Source organism: Arthrobacter sp. MDT2-34-1, from assembly GCF_059091365.1.
Window position 1 is genome coordinate 200,659 of record NZ_JBNHGO010000002.1, and the last position, 20,862, is coordinate 221,520.

The following is a 20,862-nucleotide window of genomic DNA, read 5'->3' on the forward strand; positions in this document are numbered from 1 at the left end:
TTCGGCAGGCTCTGCCGGGAGGTCAGTCTGCTGCGGGCGAGTCTGTGGCCGCGCGGGTCACCGAGTTCCACAGGGCGTCGACCCACGGCAGGTCCTCGGGTGCGGTGGCGGAGGCATGTTTGTTGGACTCGCGCAGTCCCTCCGCGCCGGTGACCATGTACCGCTTCTCCCCCGGCATTACATAGAATATGCGATCCCGGGCCTGCTGCTTGATGTAGGCGGGATCGTCCCAGCGGGCCAGTTCCTTGGTCAACTGTTCGTTGGAGTCTTTCTTGGCGGCGATGTCCGCCTGCAGCGCGGAGAGTTCCGCCCGCTGTTCAATGAAGATCCGCACCGACGGGGCCAGCAGCACGGTGATTGATACCAGCACCAGGGCCAGCGCCAGCAGGCGCCCGGAGAACGCTTTCGCCGGGACCGGCACGGCGTCGGCCGGGGTTTCCCTGGCCGGTGGCCGGGGCTTTTGGCCGGCAGCCGGTGCGGCCGGCTGCCGGATGGCCTCGGACAGCTGCCGGCGTTCGGCCGCGCGGGCTTCCGACGGCGAGGGTTTGGGTTTCGCCGGCGGCTTCGGCTTTCGCTGCTGGCCGGCGTCCGGCGCGCGGGGGGTGCGGGCATCCGGCTGCGGAGCGGAGCTGGTCGGGGGCCGGCCGAAGTCGGCCCGGATCACCTGTCCGGTCTCCGGTTCCCGCGCGTCGGTGTCCTTGCCGTCCACGCCGCCCGAAGCAGGCCCGCTGCCGGCCGGGCGGCCGGCCCGGGGCATGTTGGGGCGTCGGGTGGACATTCGCGGCTCCTCACCGTGGTCGTCGTGCGGGGCTCCGGCTTTGCCGCCGGGCCCCGCTTAAGACATTACCGAGGGTCGGGCCGAACTACGCCGTGAAACGCGGGAAGGCGCCGCGACCGGCGTAGCGGGCTGCGTCGTCGAGCTCCTCTTCGATGCGCAGCAGCTGGTTGTACTTGGCCACGCGCTCCGAACGGGCCGGGGCGCCGGTCTTGATCTGGCCGGCGTTGGTGGCCACGGCGATGTCCGCGATCGTGGTGTCCTCGGTCTCGCCGGAGCGGTGCGAGGTGATCGTGGTGTAGCCGTTGCGCTGGGCCAGGGCCACGGCCTCCAGGGTTTCGGTCAGCGAACCGATCTGGTTGACCTTGACCAACAGGGAGTTGGCGGTCTTGGCATCGATGCCCTGCTGCAGTCGCTCGGGGTTGGTGACGAACAGGTCGTCGCCGACCAACTGCACCTTGTCGCCCAACTCGGCCGTCAGCGCGGCCCAGCCCTCCCAGTCGGATTCGTCCAGCGGATCCTCGATGGAGACCAGCGGGAAGTCGGCCACCAGCTGGGCGTAGTAGGCGCTCATTTCCGCCGCCGTCAGGGACTTGCCCTCGAACTGGTAGGCGCCGTCCTGGTAAAACTCGGAGGACGCCACGTCCAGGGCCAGGGCGATGTCCTTGCCCGGGGCGTAGCCGGCACGGGTGATCGCCTCGGTGATCAGGTCCAGCGCGGCCCGGTTGCTGGGCAGGTTCGGGGCGAAGCCGCCCTCGTCGCCCAGCCCCGTGGACAGGCCCTTCTCCTTCAGCACGGTCTTGAGGCTGTGGTAGACCTCCACGCCCCAGCGCAGCCCCTCGGAGAACGTGGCGGCGCCCAGCGGCACCACCATGAATTCCTGGATGTCGACGTCGGAGTCTGCGTGCGACCCGCCGTTGAGGATATTCATCAGCGGGACCGGCAGCACGTGCGCGTTGGGGCCGCCCAGGTACTTGTACAGCGGGAGGTTGGCGGATTCGGCGGCGGCCGAGGCCACGGCCAGCGACACACCGAGGATGGCATTGGCGCCCAGATCGGATTTGTTGGAGGTGCCGTCCAGGTCCAGCATGGTCTGGTCGATCAGCCGCTGGTCGGTGGCGTCGAGGCCCGCCAGCGCCGGCTGGATGGTGTCCACCACGGCGGCCACGGCCTGGCCGACGCCCTTGCCCAGGTAGCGGTCCTTCTCGCCGTCGCGGCGTTCCACCGCCTCGAATGCCCCGGTGGAGGCGCCGGACGGAACCGCGGCCCGTCCCATCGAGCCGTCGGAGAGCAGCACCTCAACTTCTACGGTGGGGTTGCCGCGGGAATCAAGGATTTCACGCGCGTGGATGGCATCGATCAGCGCCATGGAGTAGCTCCTGTTCGTTGGAACGAAAGATGGAATGTCTGCAGGCGAGGCCGTGGCCGGCTGCAAGGTCCGGCTTAAGACTAATCGAGATCACCCGCCGCGGTTTTCTTCCGTTACGCGCTGCTGGAATCTGCGGACGGCACCCCGCAGGGCCTGCTCGGGGTCCACGCCCGCCTCGACTGCGCGGCGGACGACGGCGAACAAATCCTCGCCGACCTCGCGTTCTGCCCGGGCAGCACCGGCTGCGCCGGTGCCCCCGGCCGCGCTGTCTTGCTCCGGCCCGACCGCCGACGCGCTGCCCGCCCGGGCCGCGCGGTCCAGCGATTTAGCTGCCAACGCCAGCGCCGGCAGCGAGTGCGGAAGCCCGTCGAACGGCGTGGTCCGCTCCGGCTTTTCCGCCGCCTTGACCGCGTCGTAGCCGGCCACGATCTCGGCGATGGTCTCCGGAAACTTGTCCTGCAAGGACCCGTCCGGCCGGAAGACATGCCGGTTCCGCCGGATGAGTTTGGCTGTCAGTTCCGCGGCCACGGCGTCGAAATCAAAATGTCCCCGCTCTTCCTGCAGACGGGCATGCAGCACTACCTGGTAGAGCACATCGGCCAGTTCGCCCTTGAGCTCGGCAACGTCGGCCCGGCCGGTGTGGCCGGTTTCGATGGCTTCGGCCAGTTCGTGGGCTTCCTCCACGAGGTACTCGACCAGCGACTCATGGGTCAGCGCCGCGGTCCACAGGCAGTGTTCGCGCAGTTGTGCCACGACGTCCAGCAGCCTGGCGAGCGCCCGCCCCCGGCCGGGCTCAGCGGAGGCGTCCGGGAGCACCCCCCGGCCGGACTGAGCGGGGGCGTCCGGGAGCCGCCCCCGCTCACACGAGTGTCCGGCGTGCGGCATCGCGGCGTCAGCCCAGCTGGCTGTTGAAGCCCTCGCCGATGAACTCGATGAGCGCCTCACGCTCTTCCAGCGGCAGGAAAGCGGCCTCGGCCGCGTTGAGGGTGATCTCCAGCAGGTCGTCCAGGTCGTAGTCGAAGGTTTCCATCAGCAACTCGTATTCGTCGGAGAGCGTGACTCCGCTCATCAGCCGGTTGTCGGTGTTGATCGTGACCTTGAACCCGGTCTGGTAGAGCAGGTCGAACGGGTGGGAGTGGATATCCTCGCCGAAGACGGAGATCGCGCCGGTCTGCAGGTTCGACGACGGGCTGCACTCGAGCGGGATGCCGCGGTCGCGGACCCACGAGGCGACCCGGCCCAGCGTGACCATGCCAACCTCTTCGCCGTCCTCGTCGTCGGGCCCGAAGTCCACTTGGATGTCCTCGGCGATCCGGACGCCGTGGCCCAGCCGCAGCGCGCGGCCGCTGACCAGCGCGTCCACGATGCTGTCCACTCCGGCCGCCTCGCCGGCGTGGATCGTCACCGGGAACTGTTGTTCGGCCAGGTAGGTGAAGGCGTCCTTGAAGCGCGAGGGCGGGAAGCCGTCCTCGGCTCCGGCGATGTCGAATCCGACCACGCCGCGGTCACGGTGGCGCACGGCGAGTTCTGCGATCTCCTGCGAGCGGTCGGCATGCCGCATGGCGGTGACCAGCTGGCCCACCTGGATGGGGCGGCCGCTGGCTTCCACGGCGTCCACGCCGGCTTCCAGGCCTGCCTGGACGGCCTCTACCGCCTCGTCCAGGGTCAGGCCCTTGGTTAGGTGCTGTTCGGGCGCCCAGCGGACCTCGCCGTAGACCACGCCGTCGTCGGCCAGGTCCTCCACGAATTCGCGGGCCACACGGAACAGGCCTTCCTTGGTCTGCATCACGGCGATGGTGTGGTCAAAGGTTTCCAAGTAGCGGACCAGCGAGCCGGAATCCGCCGACGCGCGGAACCACTCCCCGAGCGCCACCGGGTCGGTGGAGGGCAACTCGTGGCCCTCGGCGGCGGCAAGTTCAATGATGGTGGCCGGGCGCAGTCCGCCGTCCAGGTGGTCGTGCAGCGAAACCTTCGGCAGGCTGCGGATGTCGACGTCGAGGTCGGCTGCGGTGTCTTCGGAGTATTCAGGCTCAGTCACAGGCACCACCTTACGCGAGCACCGGGCACGCCTGAACCGGCGCGGATCCCCTCGCCGGGTTCAGTCGTCGAGTCTGGCGGCGGAACGGTTGCGGGAGGGCACGGCCAGGGGAACGTACGGTTCGAAGCGGACGGTCCGCGAACCCGTTGCCGGCAGCTGGTCGGCGGGATCGCGCCGTGCCGCCACTGCGGCGTCCCGGCTCTCGGTGGCCGCGCCGGCATCGCCTGCCGCCGCCGAGGGGCCGGCTTCCGCCGTCGACCCGGCATCCGCCGCCGTCCCCGCTTCGGCGGCCGGCTCCGCTCCGCGGTGCCCGGCCGGGGCAGCCGCGCGCAGCCGCGCGGCACGGCGCCGGTTGGCCAATTTCATGCCGTGGTCCAGTGCAAGGCCCAGCAGCAGCGCCAGGATGATCGCCAGGCCCGCGGCCAGGAGGCTGTTGTCGTGGAACCACCGCCCGGCCAGCGCCCCGATGGCTACCGAGTACAAGGACCAGGAGATGCCGGCGGCCACGGAAAACAGGACGAACTTGCGGTGGTTGTACCCGGTGGCGCCGGCGGTCATGTTGACGGCCACCCGGCCCACCGGGATGTAGCGTGCGCTCAGGATCAGCAGCGCGCCGCGCCGGTCCAGCTCCCTGCGGGCCCAGGCGAAGGCCGCGGCAACCCGGGGACGCTGCATCCAGCGGAAACGGTCTGCGCCGATGCGGCGCCCGATCAGGTAAGCGATGTTGTCCCCCGCCATCGCGCCGACGGCGGCAACGGCGGCTACCAGCCAGATATTCGGGGCTCCGGCGGATACCGCGATGGCAGCCAGTGCCACGACCACCGATTCGCTGGGCACCGGCGGGAAGATCCCGTCGATCAGGCAGAGAGCCAGAAGCAGTGGGTAAATCCACCATTGCGCTGCCGCGTCGATGATGAAGACGCTGAGCGCGTCCATGAAAGTCTGCACGAAGTGTTCCTGTCCGCTGGATACCTAGTCCAACGATGCCATGCCGCATCTTGTGCCGCTATCGGGTAGATCCCTGACCGGGCCCCCATCGCTCAACGCCGCAGACCCCGCGGTGCGCCGGGGCATCCCCCGCTCCGGCCGCACCATTTCATCGTAGCGGGGCCGTGGGAACGCCGGGAAGAGCTTGCCCCGGTGGATATATATCCGTGCTGCCCCAGTTGTTTTCAGCTGGGGTTCTGGGTGGGTCAGGCCACCCGGTCGATGATCAGCCGCCGGGCCGGCCGGCTCCCCTCCGGGGCAATAACGACGGCGCCGCGCAGCGCATCCTTGGCGCGGTCGAACCTTTCGGGGGTATCGGTCAGCAGCGTCATCAGCGGTTCGCCTGCGCGGACCACCACCCCGGGCTTGGCGTGCATCCGCACGCCGGCCCCGGCCTGCACGGCGTCTTCCTTGCGCGCGCGTCCGGCACCGAGCCGCCAGGCGGCGACGCCGACCGCCAGGGCGTCCAGCTGCATCAGCACGCCGTCGGCCTCGGCGTAGACGACCTCCGACTCCCTGGCCACCGGCAGCTTGGCGTCGGGGTCCCCGCCCTGGGCGCGGATCATGGATTTCCAGACGTCCATGGCGCGGCCGTCCCGCAGCGCGGCAGCAGGGTCGGCATCCGTCACGCCGGCGGCGTGCAGCATCTCCTCGGCCAGCCTCACGGTCAGCTCCACGACGTCCTCGGGGCCGCCGCCCGCCAGCACCTCCACGGATTCCTCGACCTCGATGGCGTTGCCGGCGGTCAGCCCGAGCGGCGTGCTCATATCGGTCAGCAGTGCGACGGTGTTAACGCCCGCGTCCTGGCCCAGGGCGACCATTGTTTCGGCCAGTTCCCGGGCGTTGCGCTCATCCTTCATGAAGGCGCCGCTGCCGACCTTCACGTCCAGCACCAGTGAGCCGGTGCCTTCGGCAATCTTCTTGCTCATGATCGAGGAGGCGATCAGCGGGATCGCCTCGACCGTCCCGGTCACGTCGCGCAGCGCGTAGAGCTTCTTGTCCGCGGGAGCCAGACCGGCCCCGGCCGCACAGATCACGGCGCCGATGTCGGCCAGTTGGCTCATCATCTCGTCATTGCTGAGCAGGGCCCGCCAGCCCGGGATCGACTCGAGCTTGTCCAGGGTGCCGCCGGTGTGGCCGAGGCCGCGGCCGGACAACTGGGGCACCGCCACGCCGAAGACTGCCACCAGCGGGGCCAGCGGGAGGGTGATCTTGTCCCCCACGCCGCCGGTGGAATGCTTGTCCGCGGTCGGCTTGCCGAGCGAGGAGAAGTCCATCCGCTCGCCGGAGGCGATCATCGCCGTCGTCCAGTGCGCGATCTCCTCCCGGTCCATGCCGTTGAGCAGGATGGCCATGTTCAGCGCGGACATCTGCTCGTCGGCAATGGTCCCGCGGGTGTAGGCGTCGATGGTCCAGGCAATCTGCTCCGGGCTGAGCGTTCCCTTGTCCCGCTTGGTCCGGATGATGTCGACGGCGTCGAATGTTTCGGTCATGTCCTGCTCCTTAGGTGATGCGTTCCGGCCGTCAGGCCAGGTGCTGCGGTCCGAAGGCGTCGGGCAGCACCTGGTCCATGGTCCTGACGCCGGCCGGCGTCATCAGCAGCATGCCGGGCGCGCGGAACTCGTACAGCAGCTGACGGCACCGGCCGCACGGCATCAGGGCGTTGCCCTCCCCGTCCACGCAGCTGAAGGCGGCCAGTTTCCCGCCGCCCGTCATGTTCAACTGGCTCACCAGCGAACATTCCGCGCACAGGGTCAAGCCGTAGGAGGCGTTCTCCACGTTGCAGCCGGAGACGATCCGGCCGTCGTCGGTCAGCGCGGCGGCACCGACCGGGAAGCCCGAATACGGCACGTAGGCCAGCCGCATGGCGGCTTCCGCGGCCTGCTGGAGGGCGTGCCAGTCCACCTGGGCCGTCGTTGGTGCTTCCACGGTCATCCCTTGATGTATGGCACGCCGCTGGCGGCCGGGGGTCGGGCGCGGCCCACCAGGCCGGCGACGGCGAAGATGGTCACCACGTAAGGCAGCATGGCCAGGAACTGGTTCGGCACCGTGGAGCCCAGGGCGCTGAGCACGTACTGGAGGTTGGTCGCGAAGCCAAACAGCAGCGCCGCGAAGAACGCGTACAGCGGGTTCCAGCGGCCGAAGATCAGCGCCGCCAGGGCGATGTAGCCCTGCCCGGCGGTCATGTCGCGGCCGAAGCTGGAAACAAGGACCAGGGTGAAGAAGGCGCCGCCGAAACCGGCGACGACGCCGGCCAGCAGCACGTTCATGAACCGCATCCGGTTGACCTTTACGCCCAGGGTGTCCGCCGCCTGCGGGTGCTCCCCGACGGCACGAGTGCGCAGGCCCCACTTGGTGTGGAACAGGCCGAAGTAGATCACGGCCACCGCGACGTACATCAGGTAGCCGACCACCGACTGTTCGAACAGGATGGGGCCGATGATCGGGATGTCGGACAGCACCGGAATGCTGATGATCGGCAGCCGCGGCGGAGAGTTCCAGGTGGCCGAGTCGGCCGAGAGGACGGTGGAGAACAGGAAACCGGTCAGGCCGGAAACCAGCACGTTGAGCACCACGCCGACGATCACCTGGTTGACGATGTACTTGATGCTGAACACCGCCAGTACCGCCGAGACGAGCACGCCGCCGACGGCCGCTGCGGCCAGCCCGATGAACGCGTTGCCGGAGAGCGATCCGGCGACCGCGGCGGAGAAGGCACCGAACAGCAGCTGTCCTTCGATGGCGATATTGACGACGCCGGAGCGCTCGCACAGCACGCCGGAGAGGGAGCCGAAAATCAGCGGCACGGCCAGCGTGACCGAACCGGCCAGCAGCCCGTAGAGGGCCACGTTGGGGGTCCGGGCGCTGCCGACCACCCAGGTGAGGAATCCGACCACGAACAGCACGGCAAAGACGGCCACCAGCCAGCCGGGGACCTTTCGTCCGGACCGGACCAGCATGAACGACCAGACGGCGGCGGCGAGCATCAAGACGGCCGTGACCCAGCCGGTGACGACGGCCGAGAGCACCACCGACGGCAGCACCACCGGGTCGTTGGGGTCCGACAGCCGGAAGGTCACCGAGTTGTCCGGTGCCCCGACCGCGAAAACCAGGACGGCCGCGAAAGCCAGGACGGCCAGGATGACCGGCGTCTTCCAGTTCCGCACGGTGTCCGCGGCGGCTGGGCTTTGCTGCGGGGCGGTGGCGGTAACCGTGCTCATGCTGCACCTCCGGTGCTTGCGGTCTTACGGGGTTTTGCCGTCAGCTTGCCTGGCTCGGGGAGCCGGAAGATCGCGCGCACGAGCGGCGGCGCCGCGATGAACAGCACGATCATGGACTGGACCACCAGCACGATGTCGATGCCGGTGCCGGTGTTGGTCTGCATGGTCACCCCGCCGGCGCGGAAGGCGCCGAACAGCAGGCCGGCCACAAAGGTGCCCCACGGCGTCGAACGTCCCAGCAGTGCAACGGTGATGGCGTCGAACCCGAAACTGGCAGCGACTCCCGCGGTCAGAACGCGTTCGGTGCCGGCCACCTGCGCGACGCCGGCCAGGCCGGCGAGGGCGCCCGCCAGCACCATCACCACGACGTAGCCCTTGGTGACGCTGATGCCGGCGGTGCGCGCGGCGTGCGGATTGGAGCCGACCGCGCGCAGCTCGAAGCCGATGGTGGAGCGGTTGAGCAGCCACCAGCAGAAAACGGTGGCCAGAATGGCTACCACGAAGCCCCAGTGCAGCCGGAAGGTGTCGCCGAAGAGCGGCGGATACATGGCCGTGGCATCCAGCTGCGGGCTGATCGGGTTGGTGGAGCCCGGTCGCTGGAACGCGGGCATGGTCAGCAGGTACAGCACCAGGTTGATGGCCACGTAGTTGAGCATGATCGACAGGATCACTTCGTGGGCACCGGTCTTGGCCTTCAGCAGGCCGACGAGGCCGCCCCACAACGCGCCGCCGATGATGCCGGCGATGATGACCAGGAGCAGGTGCAGGCCCACCGGAAGGTGCCAGCTGAAACCGACCCAGGCGGCCAGAGTGGCGCCGATGATGATCTGGCCCTGCGCGCCGATGTTGAACAGTCCCGCGCGGAACGCCAGCGCCACGCCCAGGCCTGCGCAGATGAGCGGCGTGGCCACGGTCAGCGTCTGGGTCAACGGGTAGATCATCCGAGCGAACGAGGCGCCCTCAAAGTTGAAGATCGAGCCCTGGAACAGGGCGGCGTAGGCGTTGGCGGCGGCCGTCCAGCCGGCAGCCAGCATGTCCTGCGGGCGGGCGAAGAAGTAGCTGGAGGTCCGGGCGACTTCCTCGTTCGTCAACGCGATCAGGATGCCGCCGGCGATCAGGGACAGCACAATGGCGAGGACAGCCACCAGCGCGTTGCCGGAGACGATCCGCTGCATGATGGTCTGATGCGCGCGCAACTCGGGGTGCAGGCTCTCCCCCGTGGGTAACACGGCCGGCGGTGCCTGGGTGCCGTCGCCGAGGGCGGCAGCCGCCTCGAGCCGCTGCTCGTCGCCCTCCGCCGCGGGCGTTCCCGCGTGTTTCGACCGCTTCCCGTGCTTGCCGGACTCGTCCGCGCTCATTCCTCGCCTCCTTCGGCGTCTGTCTGCTGTACTTCGGCGTCCGTCCGGTGTGCCTGTGCTTCCTCGGCGCTCATGCCGGCCATCATCAGGCCCAGCTCGCCGCGCGAGGTGCCGGCGGGGACGATGCCCATCAGCCGGCCCTGGTAGAGCACGGCGATCCGGTCGGCAAGTTCCAGCACCTCGTCCAGTTCGGTGGAAACGATCATCACCGGCGTGCCGACGTCGCGCTCGGCGACGATCCGCTTGTGCAGGAATTCGATGGAGCCTACGTCCACGCCGCGGGTGGGTTGGGAAGCGATAAAGAGCTTCAACGGCCTGGACAGTTCCCGGGCCATGACCACCTTTTGCTGGTTTCCGCCGGAGAGGGTACCGGCCGCCGCCGCCGCAGACTGGGTGCGGACGTCGAACTCCGAAATGTATTGCTCGGCGTTCCGGGCGACCAGGGCCGGCTTCATGGCCAGGCCCCGGGCAAACGGCGGCTGGTCGTAGCGGTTGAGGATGAGGTTTTCGGCCACCGAGAAGGTACCGACCAGGCCCTCGACGCTGCGGTCCTCCGGCACGAAACCGACGCCGGCCTCGATGATGTCCTTGACCTTGCGCCCCACCAGTTCGCGGCCTTCGAGCCTGATGGAGCCGGACACGTGGTCCTGCAGCCCCAGGATCGCCTCGGTCAGTTCGGTCTGCCCGTTGCCTTGGACGCCGGCCACCGCGAGGATTTCGCCGCGCGCGATGCCGAAACTGATGCCGTCCACCACGCGCTGGCCCGTGGCCGAACGCACGGTGAGGTTGTTGACGGTGAACGTTTCTTCGCCCGGCCGAGCCGGTTCCTTGTTGAGGGTCAGGCTGACGGCGCGGCCCACCATCATTTCCGCCAACTCGGTCGTGGAGGCCGAGGGCGGCGCGTCGCCGATGACCTTGCCACGGCGAATGACCGTGATGATGTCCGAAACCGCCTTGACTTCACGCAGCTTGTGGGAGATGAAGACGATGGCCTTGCCGTCGGCCTTGAGCTGGCCCATGATGCCCAGCAGCTCATCCGTTTCCTTGGGCGTCAGGACGGCGGTCGGCTCGTCCAGGATCAGCACTTCGGCGTCCCGGACCAGGGCCTTGATGATCTCGACCCGCTGCTGCACCCCGACCGGCAGGTCCTCGACCACCGCGTCGGGATCCACCTCGAAACCGTATTGGTCGGAGATCTCCCTGATCCGGGCCCGGGTCTCCTCAAGGTTGAGTTGGCCGCCGGCCTTGGTCGCCTCATTGCCGAGCGCCACGTTCTCGGCCACGGTGAACACCGGGACCAGCATGAAGTGCTGGTGCACCATGCCGATGCCGGCCGCCATGGCGTCCCCGGGGCCGTCGAAGGTCACGGGCTTGTCGTCGACCAGGATCTGGCCTTCGCTGGGCTCGTAAAGCCCGTAGAGGACGTTCATCAGCGTCGATTTCCCGGCGCCGTTTTCACCCAGCAGGCTGTGCACCTGTCCCGGCTGCACCACCAGGTCAATGTGGTCGTTGGCAACCAGGGAGCCGAATCGCTTGGTGATTCCCTTGAGCTCGAGTTTCAAACCCCAACCCACCTGTTCTTTGTCCGTAGGTACGACGGTCGTCATCCAGCGGCGCGGTGCCGGACGGTGCTGCTGCCCGGACGCTGTGCCTAGCCTAAACCGGTTCGGCCGATTACAGCGCGAACCGCCGCCCTCGGCACCGGTGTCCGGTACGGAGGGCGGCGGTCCGCTGCGTGCTTACTGCTGCGGGCTGGCCTTGGATTCGACCTTGATCTCGCCCGAGATGATCGACTCCTTGATGGTTTCCAGTTCCGCCTTGGTCTCGTCGGAAACCGCTGCGTCGAGGTCATGGAACGGGGCCAGTGCCACGCCGCCGTTCTCCAGGGTTCCGACATACGGGGTGCTGTCGAAGTTGCCCTCGGCGTCGGTCTTGACGACTTCCTCGACCGCGTTGCCCATCAGCTTCATCACCGAGGTGAGGATGAATTCCTCGGCCTTGCCGGCGGTCTCGTAGCCGTCGGAGTCGACCCATACGACCTTGGCATCCTTGCCGTCGGCATTGGCTTCGAGCACGGCGTCCAGCGTGCCCAGGCCCACCGGGCCTGCCACCGGCATGATGATGTCAGCGCCCTCGTTGATGAAGTTCAGGGTGTTGGTCTTGCCCTTGCCCTGATCCTCGAAGTTGCCGACGAAGGTGCCGTTCTGGGCTTCCTTGTTCCAGCCGAGCAGTTCGACGTTGGCGTCCTTCTGCTCGTTGTAGTAGTCGACGCCGTCGGCGAAGCCGTCCATGAAGATGGTGACGGTGGGGATGTTCATGCCACCGTAGGTGGCCACCTTGCCGGTCTCGCTGGTTGCGGCCGCCACGTAGCCGGCCAGGAACGCCGCCTGCGCCGTGTCATAGATGATCGGCTTGACGTTGTCGCTGAACTCCGGGTCGTTGTAGTCGACGATCGCGAAGTTGGTCTCGGGGTTGGCCGCCGCCGCTTCCTTGGTCACGTCGCCCAGCAGGAAGCCGACCGTCAGGACCATGTTGCAGTTGGCCTGCACCATGGCATCCACGTTGGGACCGAAATCGGTCTCGGCCTGGGACTCGGCCTCGCGGATCTTGATGCCCAGCTCTTCCTCGGCCATCTTCAGGCCTTCGTAGCTCGACTGGTTGAACGAGCGGTCGTCGAATCCACCGGAGTCGGAGACGATGCAGCCGAGGTAGTCGGTGCCTTCCGCTGCCGGGCTGCCGCTGGCGCCGCCCTCTTGGGCCGGCGGTGCGCCGCAAGCGGTCAGAACCAGTGCGGACGCGCCCAGCACCGCGGCGGAGAGGCCGGTGCCGCGCTTAATCTTGCGCAGTGAAGTCTTCAATGTTCCTCCATAAAAGAATGTCTGCCCCGCCACAGTTCAATGGTCGCTTCACAAGAAGTGCGGCGTTTGACTTGTACTCCGCGTGGCACAGCACCTGTCCTGCAGGTGCACAGTTGATGACCCTACAGTAGTTCCCGCGCGACCCACCGGCGAAGCAATCGCTACCGGCGCGCGCAGATTGTTCAAAAGTTGTTACTTTTGGGTAGCACCGGCTGCCGTGTCCCGGTGACGCCGGGCGGCCAGCACGGCGGCCTTGGCCATGACGCGCACGCCCACGCCGATGGCGTGCTCGTCGGGAACGTAGTCGCCGCGGTGCAGGTCGAAGGTTTCGCCGCCCGGGCTCCGGGTGCCCAGCCGCATCATGGCGCCGGGCACTTCCTGGGTCATCCAGGCGAAGTCCTCCCCGCCCATCGACTGGGGCGTGAGGGTCACCGCGTCCTCCCCCAGCTCGCTCCGGGCCGCCGCCTCGAGCAGCGTGGTTTCCCGCTCGGTGTTGATCACGGGAGGCACGCCGCGGATGTGTTCGAGCTTGACGTCCACGCCGAACGGTGCGGCCACCTGGTTGACCACCTCGTCCACCAGCTCACCGGCGGCCTGCCAGGCTTCCCCGTCGAGGCAGCGCATGGTGCCGGCCATGTAGCCGACGGCCGGGATGGCATTGGGGGCGGCGCCCGCCTGGATTTGCCCCCACACGAGCGAGACGGCGCTGCGGACATCGATCCGCCGGTTGATGACGGCCGGGACACTGACGGCGATCTCGGCCAGCGCGAACACCAGGTCCTCCGTCAGGTGCGGGCGGGACGTGTGGCCGCCGCGCCCGCGCAGTTCAATCCGTATGGTGTCCGAGGCGGAGGTGATGGCTCCGATCCGCGTGCCGACCAGGCCGACGTCGATGCGCGGGTCGCAGTGCAGTGCCAGGATCCGCGGCAGCCCTTCCAGCACGCCCTGCTCGATGACGGCCAACGCGCCGCCGGGCATGGTCTCCTCGGCCGGCTGGAAAATGACCCGCACGCGGGCGGACAGTTCGCCTTCCAGATCCAGTTTGCGCAGGACCAGCGCGACGCCGAGCATCACCGTGGTGTGGATGTCGTGTCCGCAGGCGTGGCTGATGCCGGTGTTGACCGAGGCGTAGTCGAGGCCGGTTTCTTCCATGATCGGCAGGGCGTCGATGTCCGCGCGCAGCCCGATGGCCAGCGGGCCCTCCCCGATGTCGACGAACAGCCCGGTGCCGTCCAGCAGTTGCGGCTCGAGTCCTGCGGCCGTCAGCCGCTCGACCAGCTTCCGGGTGGTGAGGAATTCCTTGTGCGACAGCTCGGGATGCTGGTGCAGGTCCCGCCGGAACCGCCGGAGTTCATCCAGCAGTGGCGATGCCCAGACGCCGATATTGAGATTGGCCAGCGGAGTTTCTGAAATCTTCTGCACACCTGCACTCTATCGATTTGAGCGACGTTCCGAGGACGGTCGCCGGCCTTGCACACGATCAGGCTTTCGCCGCCGGTCCCGGGTGCCTTGCGGCTTTAGAGGACGTCGGTGTCGCCGCTGGCCCTGAGGTGTTCGACGGCGGACTTCACCTTCTGCGCGTGTTCCTTGGTGGTCACCAGCAGCGCGTCCGGGGTGTCGACCACGACGACGTCGTCGATGCCGATCAGCGCGATCACGCGTTTGGTGTCGGAGACCACGACGCCGGTGGCCGACTCCGCGAACACCCTCGCCCCTTCGCCGAGCACCGTAAGCCCGGAGGTTTCGCTGGCGGTATTCAACCGCCCGATCGCGGCGAAGTCGCCCACGTCGTCCCAGGAGAAGGAACCGGGGATCATCGCCACGTCCCCGGCGGCCGCCGCGGGTTCGGCCACCGCGTAATCGATCGCCGTCTTGGGCAGGTCCGGCCAGATCCTGCGCATCACAGCGCCGCGGGCCGGGGTGTCCCAGGCCTCGGCGATCTCGGTCAGGCCGGCAAAGAGTTCGGGTTCGTTGGTTTCCAGGTGCTTCAGCAGCAGGTCAACCGGCGCCACGAACATGCCGGCGTTCCAGGAATATTCCCCCGTCGCCAGGTAGCCGCGGGCCACCTGCTCGTCGGGTTTCTCCACGAACTCGGCCACCGCCTGCGCGGAGGGCGCGCCGGGGACCTGCAGCGCCCCGGCGGAACGGATGTACCCGAAGCCGGTAGCCGGATGCGTCGGGGTGATCCCGATCGTGACGATGTAGCCCTCGGCCGCGGTGTACACCGCCTCGCGAACAGCCTGCTGGAACTCCTCCACCGGGGTGATCACCTGGTCCGCGGCGAAGGAGCCCATGATGATCCGCGGGTCCCGCCGGTACAGGATCGCCGCGGCGAGACCGATCGCCGCCGCCGAATCCTTCGGTTCCGGCTCCAGCACCAGGTTCGCATCCTGAAGTTCGGGCAGCTGCGCGCACACCGCATGCCGGTGCACCTTGCCGGTCACCACCAGGGTCCGCCCCTGGCACAGCGGCTCAAGACGGGAATAGGTGGCGCGGATCAGTGTGGACCCGGAACCGGTCAGGTCGTGCAGGAACTTCGGGGCCGCCGCGCGGGACAGCGGCCACAACCGCGTCCCGGTCCCGCCGGCCGGTATAACGGCATGAAAACGGTCCAGCACGGCGTCGTCGTCGGCCGCACCCCGGCCTGCTGCTTGAGTGTTCACGCTCTCCACGGTAATCCAGCCTCGTGGGTACCGCCTTCATCCTAGAGGCCGATTTCTCCCATCGGGGTGGTTTGCCGGTGCCGTATCGGCGCCGACCGGCGCCGCGTCGAAATCCAGGTCCTGCGGGGGCGCGGACCGGCCTCAGCCGCCCCGTGGAAGCCGGTACAGCACGGGCGGCTAAGCCCCTGCTGTTAAAAAGGTCACACCCTGCCGTACCTAAATTGAATAAGCCCTCAGCGAAGCCTAGATTAGTCTTGAGCTATAGAGCGCTCTCGCACCGGCGTCAACTCTTGCGTGGAAGCCACGCTGCGCCTCTGCGATGCAGGGAGGGTAATTCAGTGTCGAAGACACCAGCAGGGACCTTATACCGCGGCCGTGAAGGCATGTGGTCTTGGGTAGGACACCGCATCACGGGCGTCGCAATCTTTTTCTTTCTCTTGGTTCACGTGCTCGATACCGCGCTGGTCCGGGTATCCCCGGGCGCCTACGACGCCGTCATGGCCACGTACAAGAACCCGATCATGGCCATTCTGGAAGCCGGCCTGGTAGCGGCCATCGTCTACCACGCCTTTAACGGGCTTCGCGTCATCCTCATCGACTTCTGGAAGAAGGGTCCCAAGTACCAGGCCAAGCTTCTGTGGGGGGTTGTCGGCCTCTGGGTCGTCGTCATGGTTCCGTTCCTCATCCGCCACCTCACGCTCGCTTTCACCGGGGGTCACTAACTCATGTCGGTCAACTCTGAAATCCAGGCTCCCCGTAGCGCCCGCATCGCTCCCGAGTACATGCGCAACAAGGGGCGCAAGGGCAACTTCGAACTGTACGCATGGCTGTTCATGCGGCTCTCCGGCCTCATCCTGGTGGTGCTGGTCTTTGGGCACCTGTTCGTCAACCTGATGGTGGGCGAAGGCGTCCACGCCATCGACTTCGGCTTTGTGGCCGGCAAGTGGGCCGACCCGTTCTGGCAGATCTGGGACCTGGCCATGCTGTGGCTGGCCATGCTGCACGGCACCAACGGCGTGCGGACCATCATCGAGGACTATGCGGAAAAGGACATCACCCGCTTCTGGTTCAAGATGGTCCTCTACGTGGCCTCTGCCGTCATCATCGTGCTCGGCACCCTGGTGATCTTCACCTTCGATCCGTGCCCGGCGAACGCCACCGCCGATCTGCTGCCGTCGTTCTGCCCGGCACCCTAACCGTCCCCGCGACAGACCGCGGCGCCGTTGCCCGTCGTGAACCCCACACGGCGAAGAAAACCCAGTTTCAACAGAAAGAGCATCCAGTATGCAGGTCCATAAGTACGACGTCGTCATTGTCGGTGCCGGTGGCGCCGGTATGCGCGCCGCGATCGAATCAGGCCAGCGCGCGCACACCGCAGTACTGACCAAGCTGTACCCCACCCGTTCCCACACCGGCGCGGCCCAGGGCGGCATGTGCGCCGCACTGGCGAACGTCGAAGAGGACAACTGGGAATGGCACACCTTTGACACGATCAAGGGCGGCGACTACCTGGTTGACCAGGATGCCGCCGAAGTGATGGCCAAGGAAGCCATCGACGCGGTGCTGGACCTGGAAAAGATGGGCCTGCCGTTCAACCGGACGCCCGAGGGCAAGATCGACCAGCGCCGCTTCGGCGGACACACCCGCGACCACGGCAAGGCCCCGGTGCGCCGCGCCTGCTACGCCGCCGACCGCACCGGACACATGATCCTGCAGACCCTGTACCAAAACTGCGTCAAGCACAACGTTGAGTTCTACAACGAGTACTACGTGCTGGACCTGCTGTTGGTCGAGGAAGACGCCACCCGCGCGGACGGCACCCCCTACAAGCAGAAGCGCGTCGCCGGCGTCGTCAGCTATGACCTGGCCTCCGGCGAGCTCCACGTCTTCCAGGCCAAGTCCGTCATCTTCGCTTCGGGCGGCGTGGGCAAGGTCTTCAAGACCACCTCCAACGCGCACACTCTCACCGGCGACGGCATGGGCATCGCGTTCCGCCGCGGCCTCCCGCTGGAGGACATGGAGTTCGTCCAGTTCCACCCGACCGGCCTGGCCGGCCTGGGCATCCTGCTCTCCGAGGCCGCCCGCGGCGAAGGCGGCATCCTCCGCAACGCCGACGGTGAGCGCTTCATGGAGCGCTACGCCCCCACCATCAAGGACCTGGCGCCGCGTGACATCGTGGCCCGCTCCATGGCCCTGGAGGTCCGGGAAGGCCGCGGCTGCGGTCCGAACAAGGACTACGTGCTGCTGGACCTGACCCACCTGGAGCCGGCGCACATTGACGCGAAGCTGCCGGACATCACGGAGTTCGCGCGCACCTACCTCGGCGTCGAGCCCTACACCGAGCCGGTGCCCGTGTTCCCCACCGCCCACTACGCCATGGGTGGCATTCCCACCAACATCAAGGCCGAGGTGCTGCAGGACAACGACACCGTGGTGCCGGGCCTGTACGCCGCCGGCGAGGTGGCCTGCGTTTCCGTCCACGGCTCGAACCGACTGGGAACCAACTCCCTGCTGGACATCAACGTCTTCGGCAAGCGCTCCGGCATCAACGCCGCCGAGTACGCCAAGACCGCGGACTTTGTCGAGCTGCCGGAGAACCCGGAGCTGTACACGATGGAGCTGCTCGAGACGGTGCGCGGCGGTACCGGTACCGAGCGGGTCGCCCAGATCCGCAAGGAACTGCAGGACATCATGGATGCCAACGTGCAGGTGTTCCGCGACGAGAAGTCCCTGACCGAGGCGCTGAACGTGATCGCTTCGCTGCGCGAGCGCTACAAGAACATCAGCGTCCAGGACAAGGGCAAGCGCTTCAACCTGGACCTGCTGGAGGCCGTGGAACTCGGCTTCCTGCTGGACATGGCCCAGGTGATGACCGTGGCGGCGCTGCACCGCACGGAGTCCCGCGGCGGACACTTCCGCGAGGACTACCCGGACCGCGACGACGAGAACTTCATGAAGCACTCGATGTGCTACCTGGACGTCGACGCCGTGACCGATCAGACGGCCGGCATCCGCATGGATACCAAACCCGTGGTATTCACGCGCTACGAACCGATGGTGAGGAAATACTGATGAGCACCGCGACCGAAATTCCCGAAGGACCGTCCAAGGTCGAGCTGGCTCCCGGGGTCGGCGGCGGCGGCGAAATCCCCAGCTTTGACATTACGCTGAAGGTCCGCCGCTACGATCCGGAGGTTTCCGAGGAAGCCCGCTGGGACGAGTTCAAGCTCACCATGTACGGCACCGACCGCGTGCTGGACGCCCTGCACAAGGTCAAGTGGGAGCATGACGGTTCCGTTTCCTTCCGCCGGTCCTGCGCCCACGGCGTCTGTGGCTCGGATGCGATGCGCATCAACGGCCGCAACCGCCTGGCCTGCAAGACGCTGTTGAAGGACCTGGACACGGCCAAGCCCATCACGGTGGAGCCGATCAAGGGCCTGCCGGTGGAGAAGGACCTGATCGTGGACATGGAGCCGTTCTTCCAGTCCTACCGCGAGATCATGCCGTTCCTGATCAACAACGGCCACGCGCCGACCCGCGAGCGGCTGCAGTCGCAGGAGGACCGTGAGCGGTTCGACGACACCACCAAGTGCATCCTCTGCGCCGCCTGCACCTCCTCCTGCCCGGTGTTCTGGACCGACGGCCAGTACTTCGGGCCGGCGGCGATCGTGAACGCGCACCGCTTCATCTTCGATTCCCGCGACGATGCCGGCGACATGCGCCTGGAGGTCCTCAACGACAAGGAAGGCGTGTGGCGTTGCCGCACCACCTTCAACTGCAGCGAGGCTTGCCCCCGCGGCATCCAGGTGACCAAGGCGATCACCGAGGTGCGCCAGGCCATCCTGCACCGCTCCGTCTAGCCCATCGCGGCGGTCCCCTTCGGGACTGCGCGGTCCTGGTGGCGCCGATTCCTTCCGGGAGTCGGCGCCACCGGTGTTTAAGGTTCCGGCAGGGGCCTCCGCCGGCGCAGGCTCCACGCCCGCTGCCGCAGCGACCGGCCTCCCCCGGCCGCCTGCCGGGCCAGCGCGTCCGCCGTGCCGACCGCTCCCCAGGCGGTGGCGATCAGGTAGACCTGGCTCAGCAGGTAGAACCACACGAACAGACCCAGGATGACGGCGTAAGAAGCCAGCAACGGGTTGCTGCCCGCGTTGCCCAGGAGCGTCGAGGAGAAGTACCTGAGGACGGTACTGCCGACGCCGGCTAGCAAGGCGGACTGGAGCATCACCGGGCGTGGCATCCGGATCCCTGACGCCACGCGGAAAAGGACCACGGCAACCGCCGTATCCAGCAACAGCATGACCACGATGCCGGCAATCCGGGTCAGCGGAACCACGGCATCGCCTTCGATACGGAGCAATTCCACGATCAGGTCCAGCGCGGTATTGGCTATGGCTGCGACGAGCGACGTCACGATCAAGGCCACGCCCACGATCAGCAGCGTGCCGGTGTCCTTGAGCTTGACCAGGACGACGTTCGTATCCAGCGGGGGCAGGTCAAAGATGCCCCGCATCCCCGTCCGCAGCCCGGCGATCCAGCCCAACGAGGTCCAGATCATGACTACGGTAGAGATGATCAGGCTGACCCCGAATGCCTCGCTGCGGGAGAAGAGCTCTTGGGGTGTGGCCAGGCCCCCGTCTCCGGTGTCGATTAGTCCCGGGATGAAGTCGTTCACCACCCGGATGATGGCCATCTGCAGGTCGCGGTTGCCGGAAACCACCAGGCCCAGGATGGAGAAACCGGCCACCAGCATCGCGGCCACGGAGAAGAACATCTTGTAGGCACACCCGGCCGCCAGCAGCGACCCGTGCCTCAGGGCGTAGAGATTCATGACCCGCATCAGGCGCCGGGAGTTGAGCGTTGCCAGCCTGTACCTGGCCGCGGCCAGGACGCTTTGCAGGGTGCCTTCTTCGCGCTTGGCGCGGCCTGCTTCCCGCCGCTGCCTTACGGCGGCGAGCAGCAGTTGCTGCCGTTCCAGCGGATCCGGCGTTGCCTCAGCCTGCTCCTGCTGGTCCGGCGCCAAAGGTCAACTCTTCCCGTAGTATCCACACACCAGTCTCGTCGTGCTCGTAGAGCCCCATGCTACTGACCCGGAATGCGGCGTCATAATCAGCGAGCTTGCTTTCGGCCGAGTCCATGCTGGCTTCGCTGACGTCGTGCGCCACGGTCACGTGCGGGTGGAAGCCGAACTCGAGGTCGCGTTCCAGCGGCCCGGACTGGAGTTTTTGGTGCAGCGCGACGCACTCGTCGAAGCCCTCGTCGATGCTCAAGTAGACCACGGGCGAAACCGGGCGGAAACTGCCCGTGCCGCGCAGGGAGAGGGTGAACGGGGACTGCGAACTGGCCACGGCCCGGACGTGCTGCACGGCCTCGTCCCAGTCAAGCACCGGAGTGGTGGTGACCAGGGTGATGTGCGGCGGTATCACCGAGGCCAGCGGGTCTCCGAACGAGGCCCGCCAGCCCTGCAGCTCACTGGCCATCGGCTCCGGGACCCCGATGACCACGCCGACGCAACCGACCGCCGTCCGGGCACCGCGGCCAGCATCGCCGTCGTGTTCGACACGGGCGATGCTGTCCTGGTCCTGCTGGCGCATGG

The 20,862-nt window shown here is 67.4% G+C and carries 19 protein-coding genes; 4 read left to right on the plus strand and 15 right to left on the minus strand.

The window, feature by feature from the left end; all coding sequences use genetic code 11:
* Positions 1-22: 22 nt before the first annotated feature.
* The 13 genes from AC5RVV_RS11280 to AC5RVV_RS11340 all read right to left on the minus strand — a co-directional run bounded on the left by AC5RVV_RS11280 (position 23) and on the right by AC5RVV_RS11340 (position 15,269).
* Positions 23-778 (minus strand): FtsB family cell division protein, encoded by a 756-nt coding sequence (locus tag AC5RVV_RS11280; protein WP_494001482.1) that lies wholly within the window; start codon positions 776-778, stop codon positions 23-25.
* Positions 779-863: 85 nt separating this feature from the next.
* Positions 864-2,144 (minus strand): phosphopyruvate hydratase, encoded by a 1,281-nt coding sequence (gene eno, locus AC5RVV_RS11285; RefSeq protein WP_494001483.1) that lies wholly within the window; start codon positions 2,142-2,144, stop codon positions 864-866.
* Between the two features lie 90 nt (positions 2,145-2,234).
* Positions 2,235-2,960, minus strand: a complete 726-nt coding sequence (locus AC5RVV_RS11290) for a MazG nucleotide pyrophosphohydrolase domain-containing protein (protein WP_494001484.1) — start codon at positions 2,958-2,960, stop codon at positions 2,235-2,237.
* Between the two features lie 76 nt (positions 2,961-3,036).
* Positions 3,037-4,182 (minus strand): adenosine deaminase, encoded by a 1,146-nt coding sequence (locus tag AC5RVV_RS11295; protein ID WP_494001485.1) that lies wholly within the window; start codon positions 4,180-4,182, stop codon positions 3,037-3,039.
* A gap of 60 nt (positions 4,183-4,242) precedes the next feature.
* Positions 4,243-5,130 carry a DedA family protein gene (locus tag AC5RVV_RS11300; RefSeq protein WP_494001486.1) on the minus strand — a complete coding sequence of 296 codons (888 nt, stop codon included), beginning with the start codon at positions 5,128-5,130 and terminating at the stop codon, positions 4,243-4,245.
* 245 nt (positions 5,131-5,375) lie between these two features.
* Positions 5,376-6,662, minus strand: a complete 1,287-nt coding sequence (locus tag AC5RVV_RS11305) for a thymidine phosphorylase (RefSeq protein ID WP_494001487.1) — start codon at positions 6,660-6,662, stop codon at positions 5,376-5,378.
* A gap of 31 nt (positions 6,663-6,693) precedes the next feature.
* A complete protein-coding gene (locus AC5RVV_RS11310; protein ID WP_494001488.1) occupies positions 6,694-7,098 on the minus strand; it encodes a cytidine deaminase in 405 nt (134 codons plus the stop codon).
* Positions 7,099-7,100: 2 nt separating this feature from the next.
* Positions 7,101-8,390 (minus strand): ABC transporter permease, encoded by a 1,290-nt coding sequence (locus AC5RVV_RS11315; RefSeq protein WP_494001489.1) that lies wholly within the window; start codon positions 8,388-8,390, stop codon positions 7,101-7,103.
* Positions 8,387-9,748, minus strand: coding sequence for an ABC transporter permease (locus AC5RVV_RS11320; RefSeq protein ID WP_494001490.1), 1,362 nt, complete (start codon positions 9,746-9,748; stop codon positions 8,387-8,389). The genes AC5RVV_RS11315 and AC5RVV_RS11320 overlap by 4 nt, the downstream gene beginning before the upstream one ends.
* The gene (locus AC5RVV_RS11325) at positions 9,745-11,310 is read right to left on the minus strand and encodes an ABC transporter ATP-binding protein (RefSeq protein WP_494001871.1); all 1,566 of its coding nucleotides are present in this window, start codon (positions 11,308-11,310) and stop codon (positions 9,745-9,747) included. Before AC5RVV_RS11325 ends, AC5RVV_RS11320 begins: the two co-directional genes overlap by 4 nt.
* Positions 11,311-11,487: 177 nt before the next feature.
* Positions 11,488-12,606 (minus strand): BMP family lipoprotein, encoded by a 1,119-nt coding sequence (locus AC5RVV_RS11330; RefSeq protein WP_494001491.1) that lies wholly within the window; start codon positions 12,604-12,606, stop codon positions 11,488-11,490.
* Between the two features lie 192 nt (positions 12,607-12,798).
* Complete coding sequence (locus tag AC5RVV_RS11335) at positions 12,799-14,028, minus strand: amidohydrolase (protein WP_494001492.1); 1,230 nt, start codon at positions 14,026-14,028, stop codon at positions 12,799-12,801.
* A gap of 95 nt (positions 14,029-14,123) precedes the next feature.
* Positions 14,124-15,269, minus strand: a complete 1,146-nt coding sequence (locus tag AC5RVV_RS11340; RefSeq protein ID WP_494001493.1) for a mannose-1-phosphate guanylyltransferase — start codon at positions 15,267-15,269, stop codon at positions 14,124-14,126.
* Positions 15,270-15,607: 338 nt separating this feature from the next.
* Here AC5RVV_RS11340 and sdhC point away from each other — a divergent pair, with 338 nt between their 5' ends.
* The 4 genes from sdhC to AC5RVV_RS11360 all read left to right on the plus strand — a co-directional run bounded on the left by sdhC (position 15,608) and on the right by AC5RVV_RS11360 (position 19,129).
* On the plus strand, positions 15,608-15,991 hold the full coding sequence (gene sdhC / locus AC5RVV_RS11345; protein ID WP_493987889.1) for a succinate dehydrogenase, cytochrome b556 subunit: 384 nt from the start codon (positions 15,608-15,610) through the stop codon (positions 15,989-15,991).
* Positions 15,992-15,994: 3 nt separating this feature from the next.
* Positions 15,995-16,465 carry a succinate dehydrogenase hydrophobic membrane anchor subunit gene (locus tag AC5RVV_RS11350; protein ID WP_494001494.1) on the plus strand — a complete coding sequence of 157 codons (471 nt, stop codon included), beginning with the start codon at positions 15,995-15,997 and terminating at the stop codon, positions 16,463-16,465.
* A gap of 88 nt (positions 16,466-16,553) precedes the next feature.
* Positions 16,554-18,341 (plus strand): succinate dehydrogenase flavoprotein subunit, encoded by a 1,788-nt coding sequence (gene sdhA / locus AC5RVV_RS11355; protein ID WP_493978599.1) that lies wholly within the window; start codon positions 16,554-16,556, stop codon positions 18,339-18,341.
* Positions 18,341-19,129, plus strand: a complete 789-nt coding sequence (locus AC5RVV_RS11360; RefSeq protein WP_494001495.1) for a succinate dehydrogenase iron-sulfur subunit — start codon at positions 18,341-18,343, stop codon at positions 19,127-19,129. The genes sdhA and AC5RVV_RS11360 overlap by 1 nt, the downstream gene beginning before the upstream one ends.
* Before the next feature lie 77 nt (positions 19,130-19,206).
* Here AC5RVV_RS11360 and AC5RVV_RS11365 read toward each other — a convergent pair whose 3' ends face one another.
* A complete protein-coding gene (locus AC5RVV_RS11365; RefSeq protein WP_494001496.1) occupies positions 19,207-20,289 on the minus strand; it encodes a YihY/virulence factor BrkB family protein in 1,083 nt (360 codons plus the stop codon).
* Positions 20,261-20,860: a 2'-5' RNA ligase family protein gene (locus tag AC5RVV_RS11370; RefSeq protein ID WP_494001497.1), complete on the minus strand. Its 600-nt coding sequence runs from the start codon at positions 20,858-20,860 to the stop codon at positions 20,261-20,263. The genes AC5RVV_RS11365 and AC5RVV_RS11370 overlap by 29 nt, the downstream gene beginning before the upstream one ends.
* Positions 20,861-20,862 lie beyond the last annotated feature (2 nt).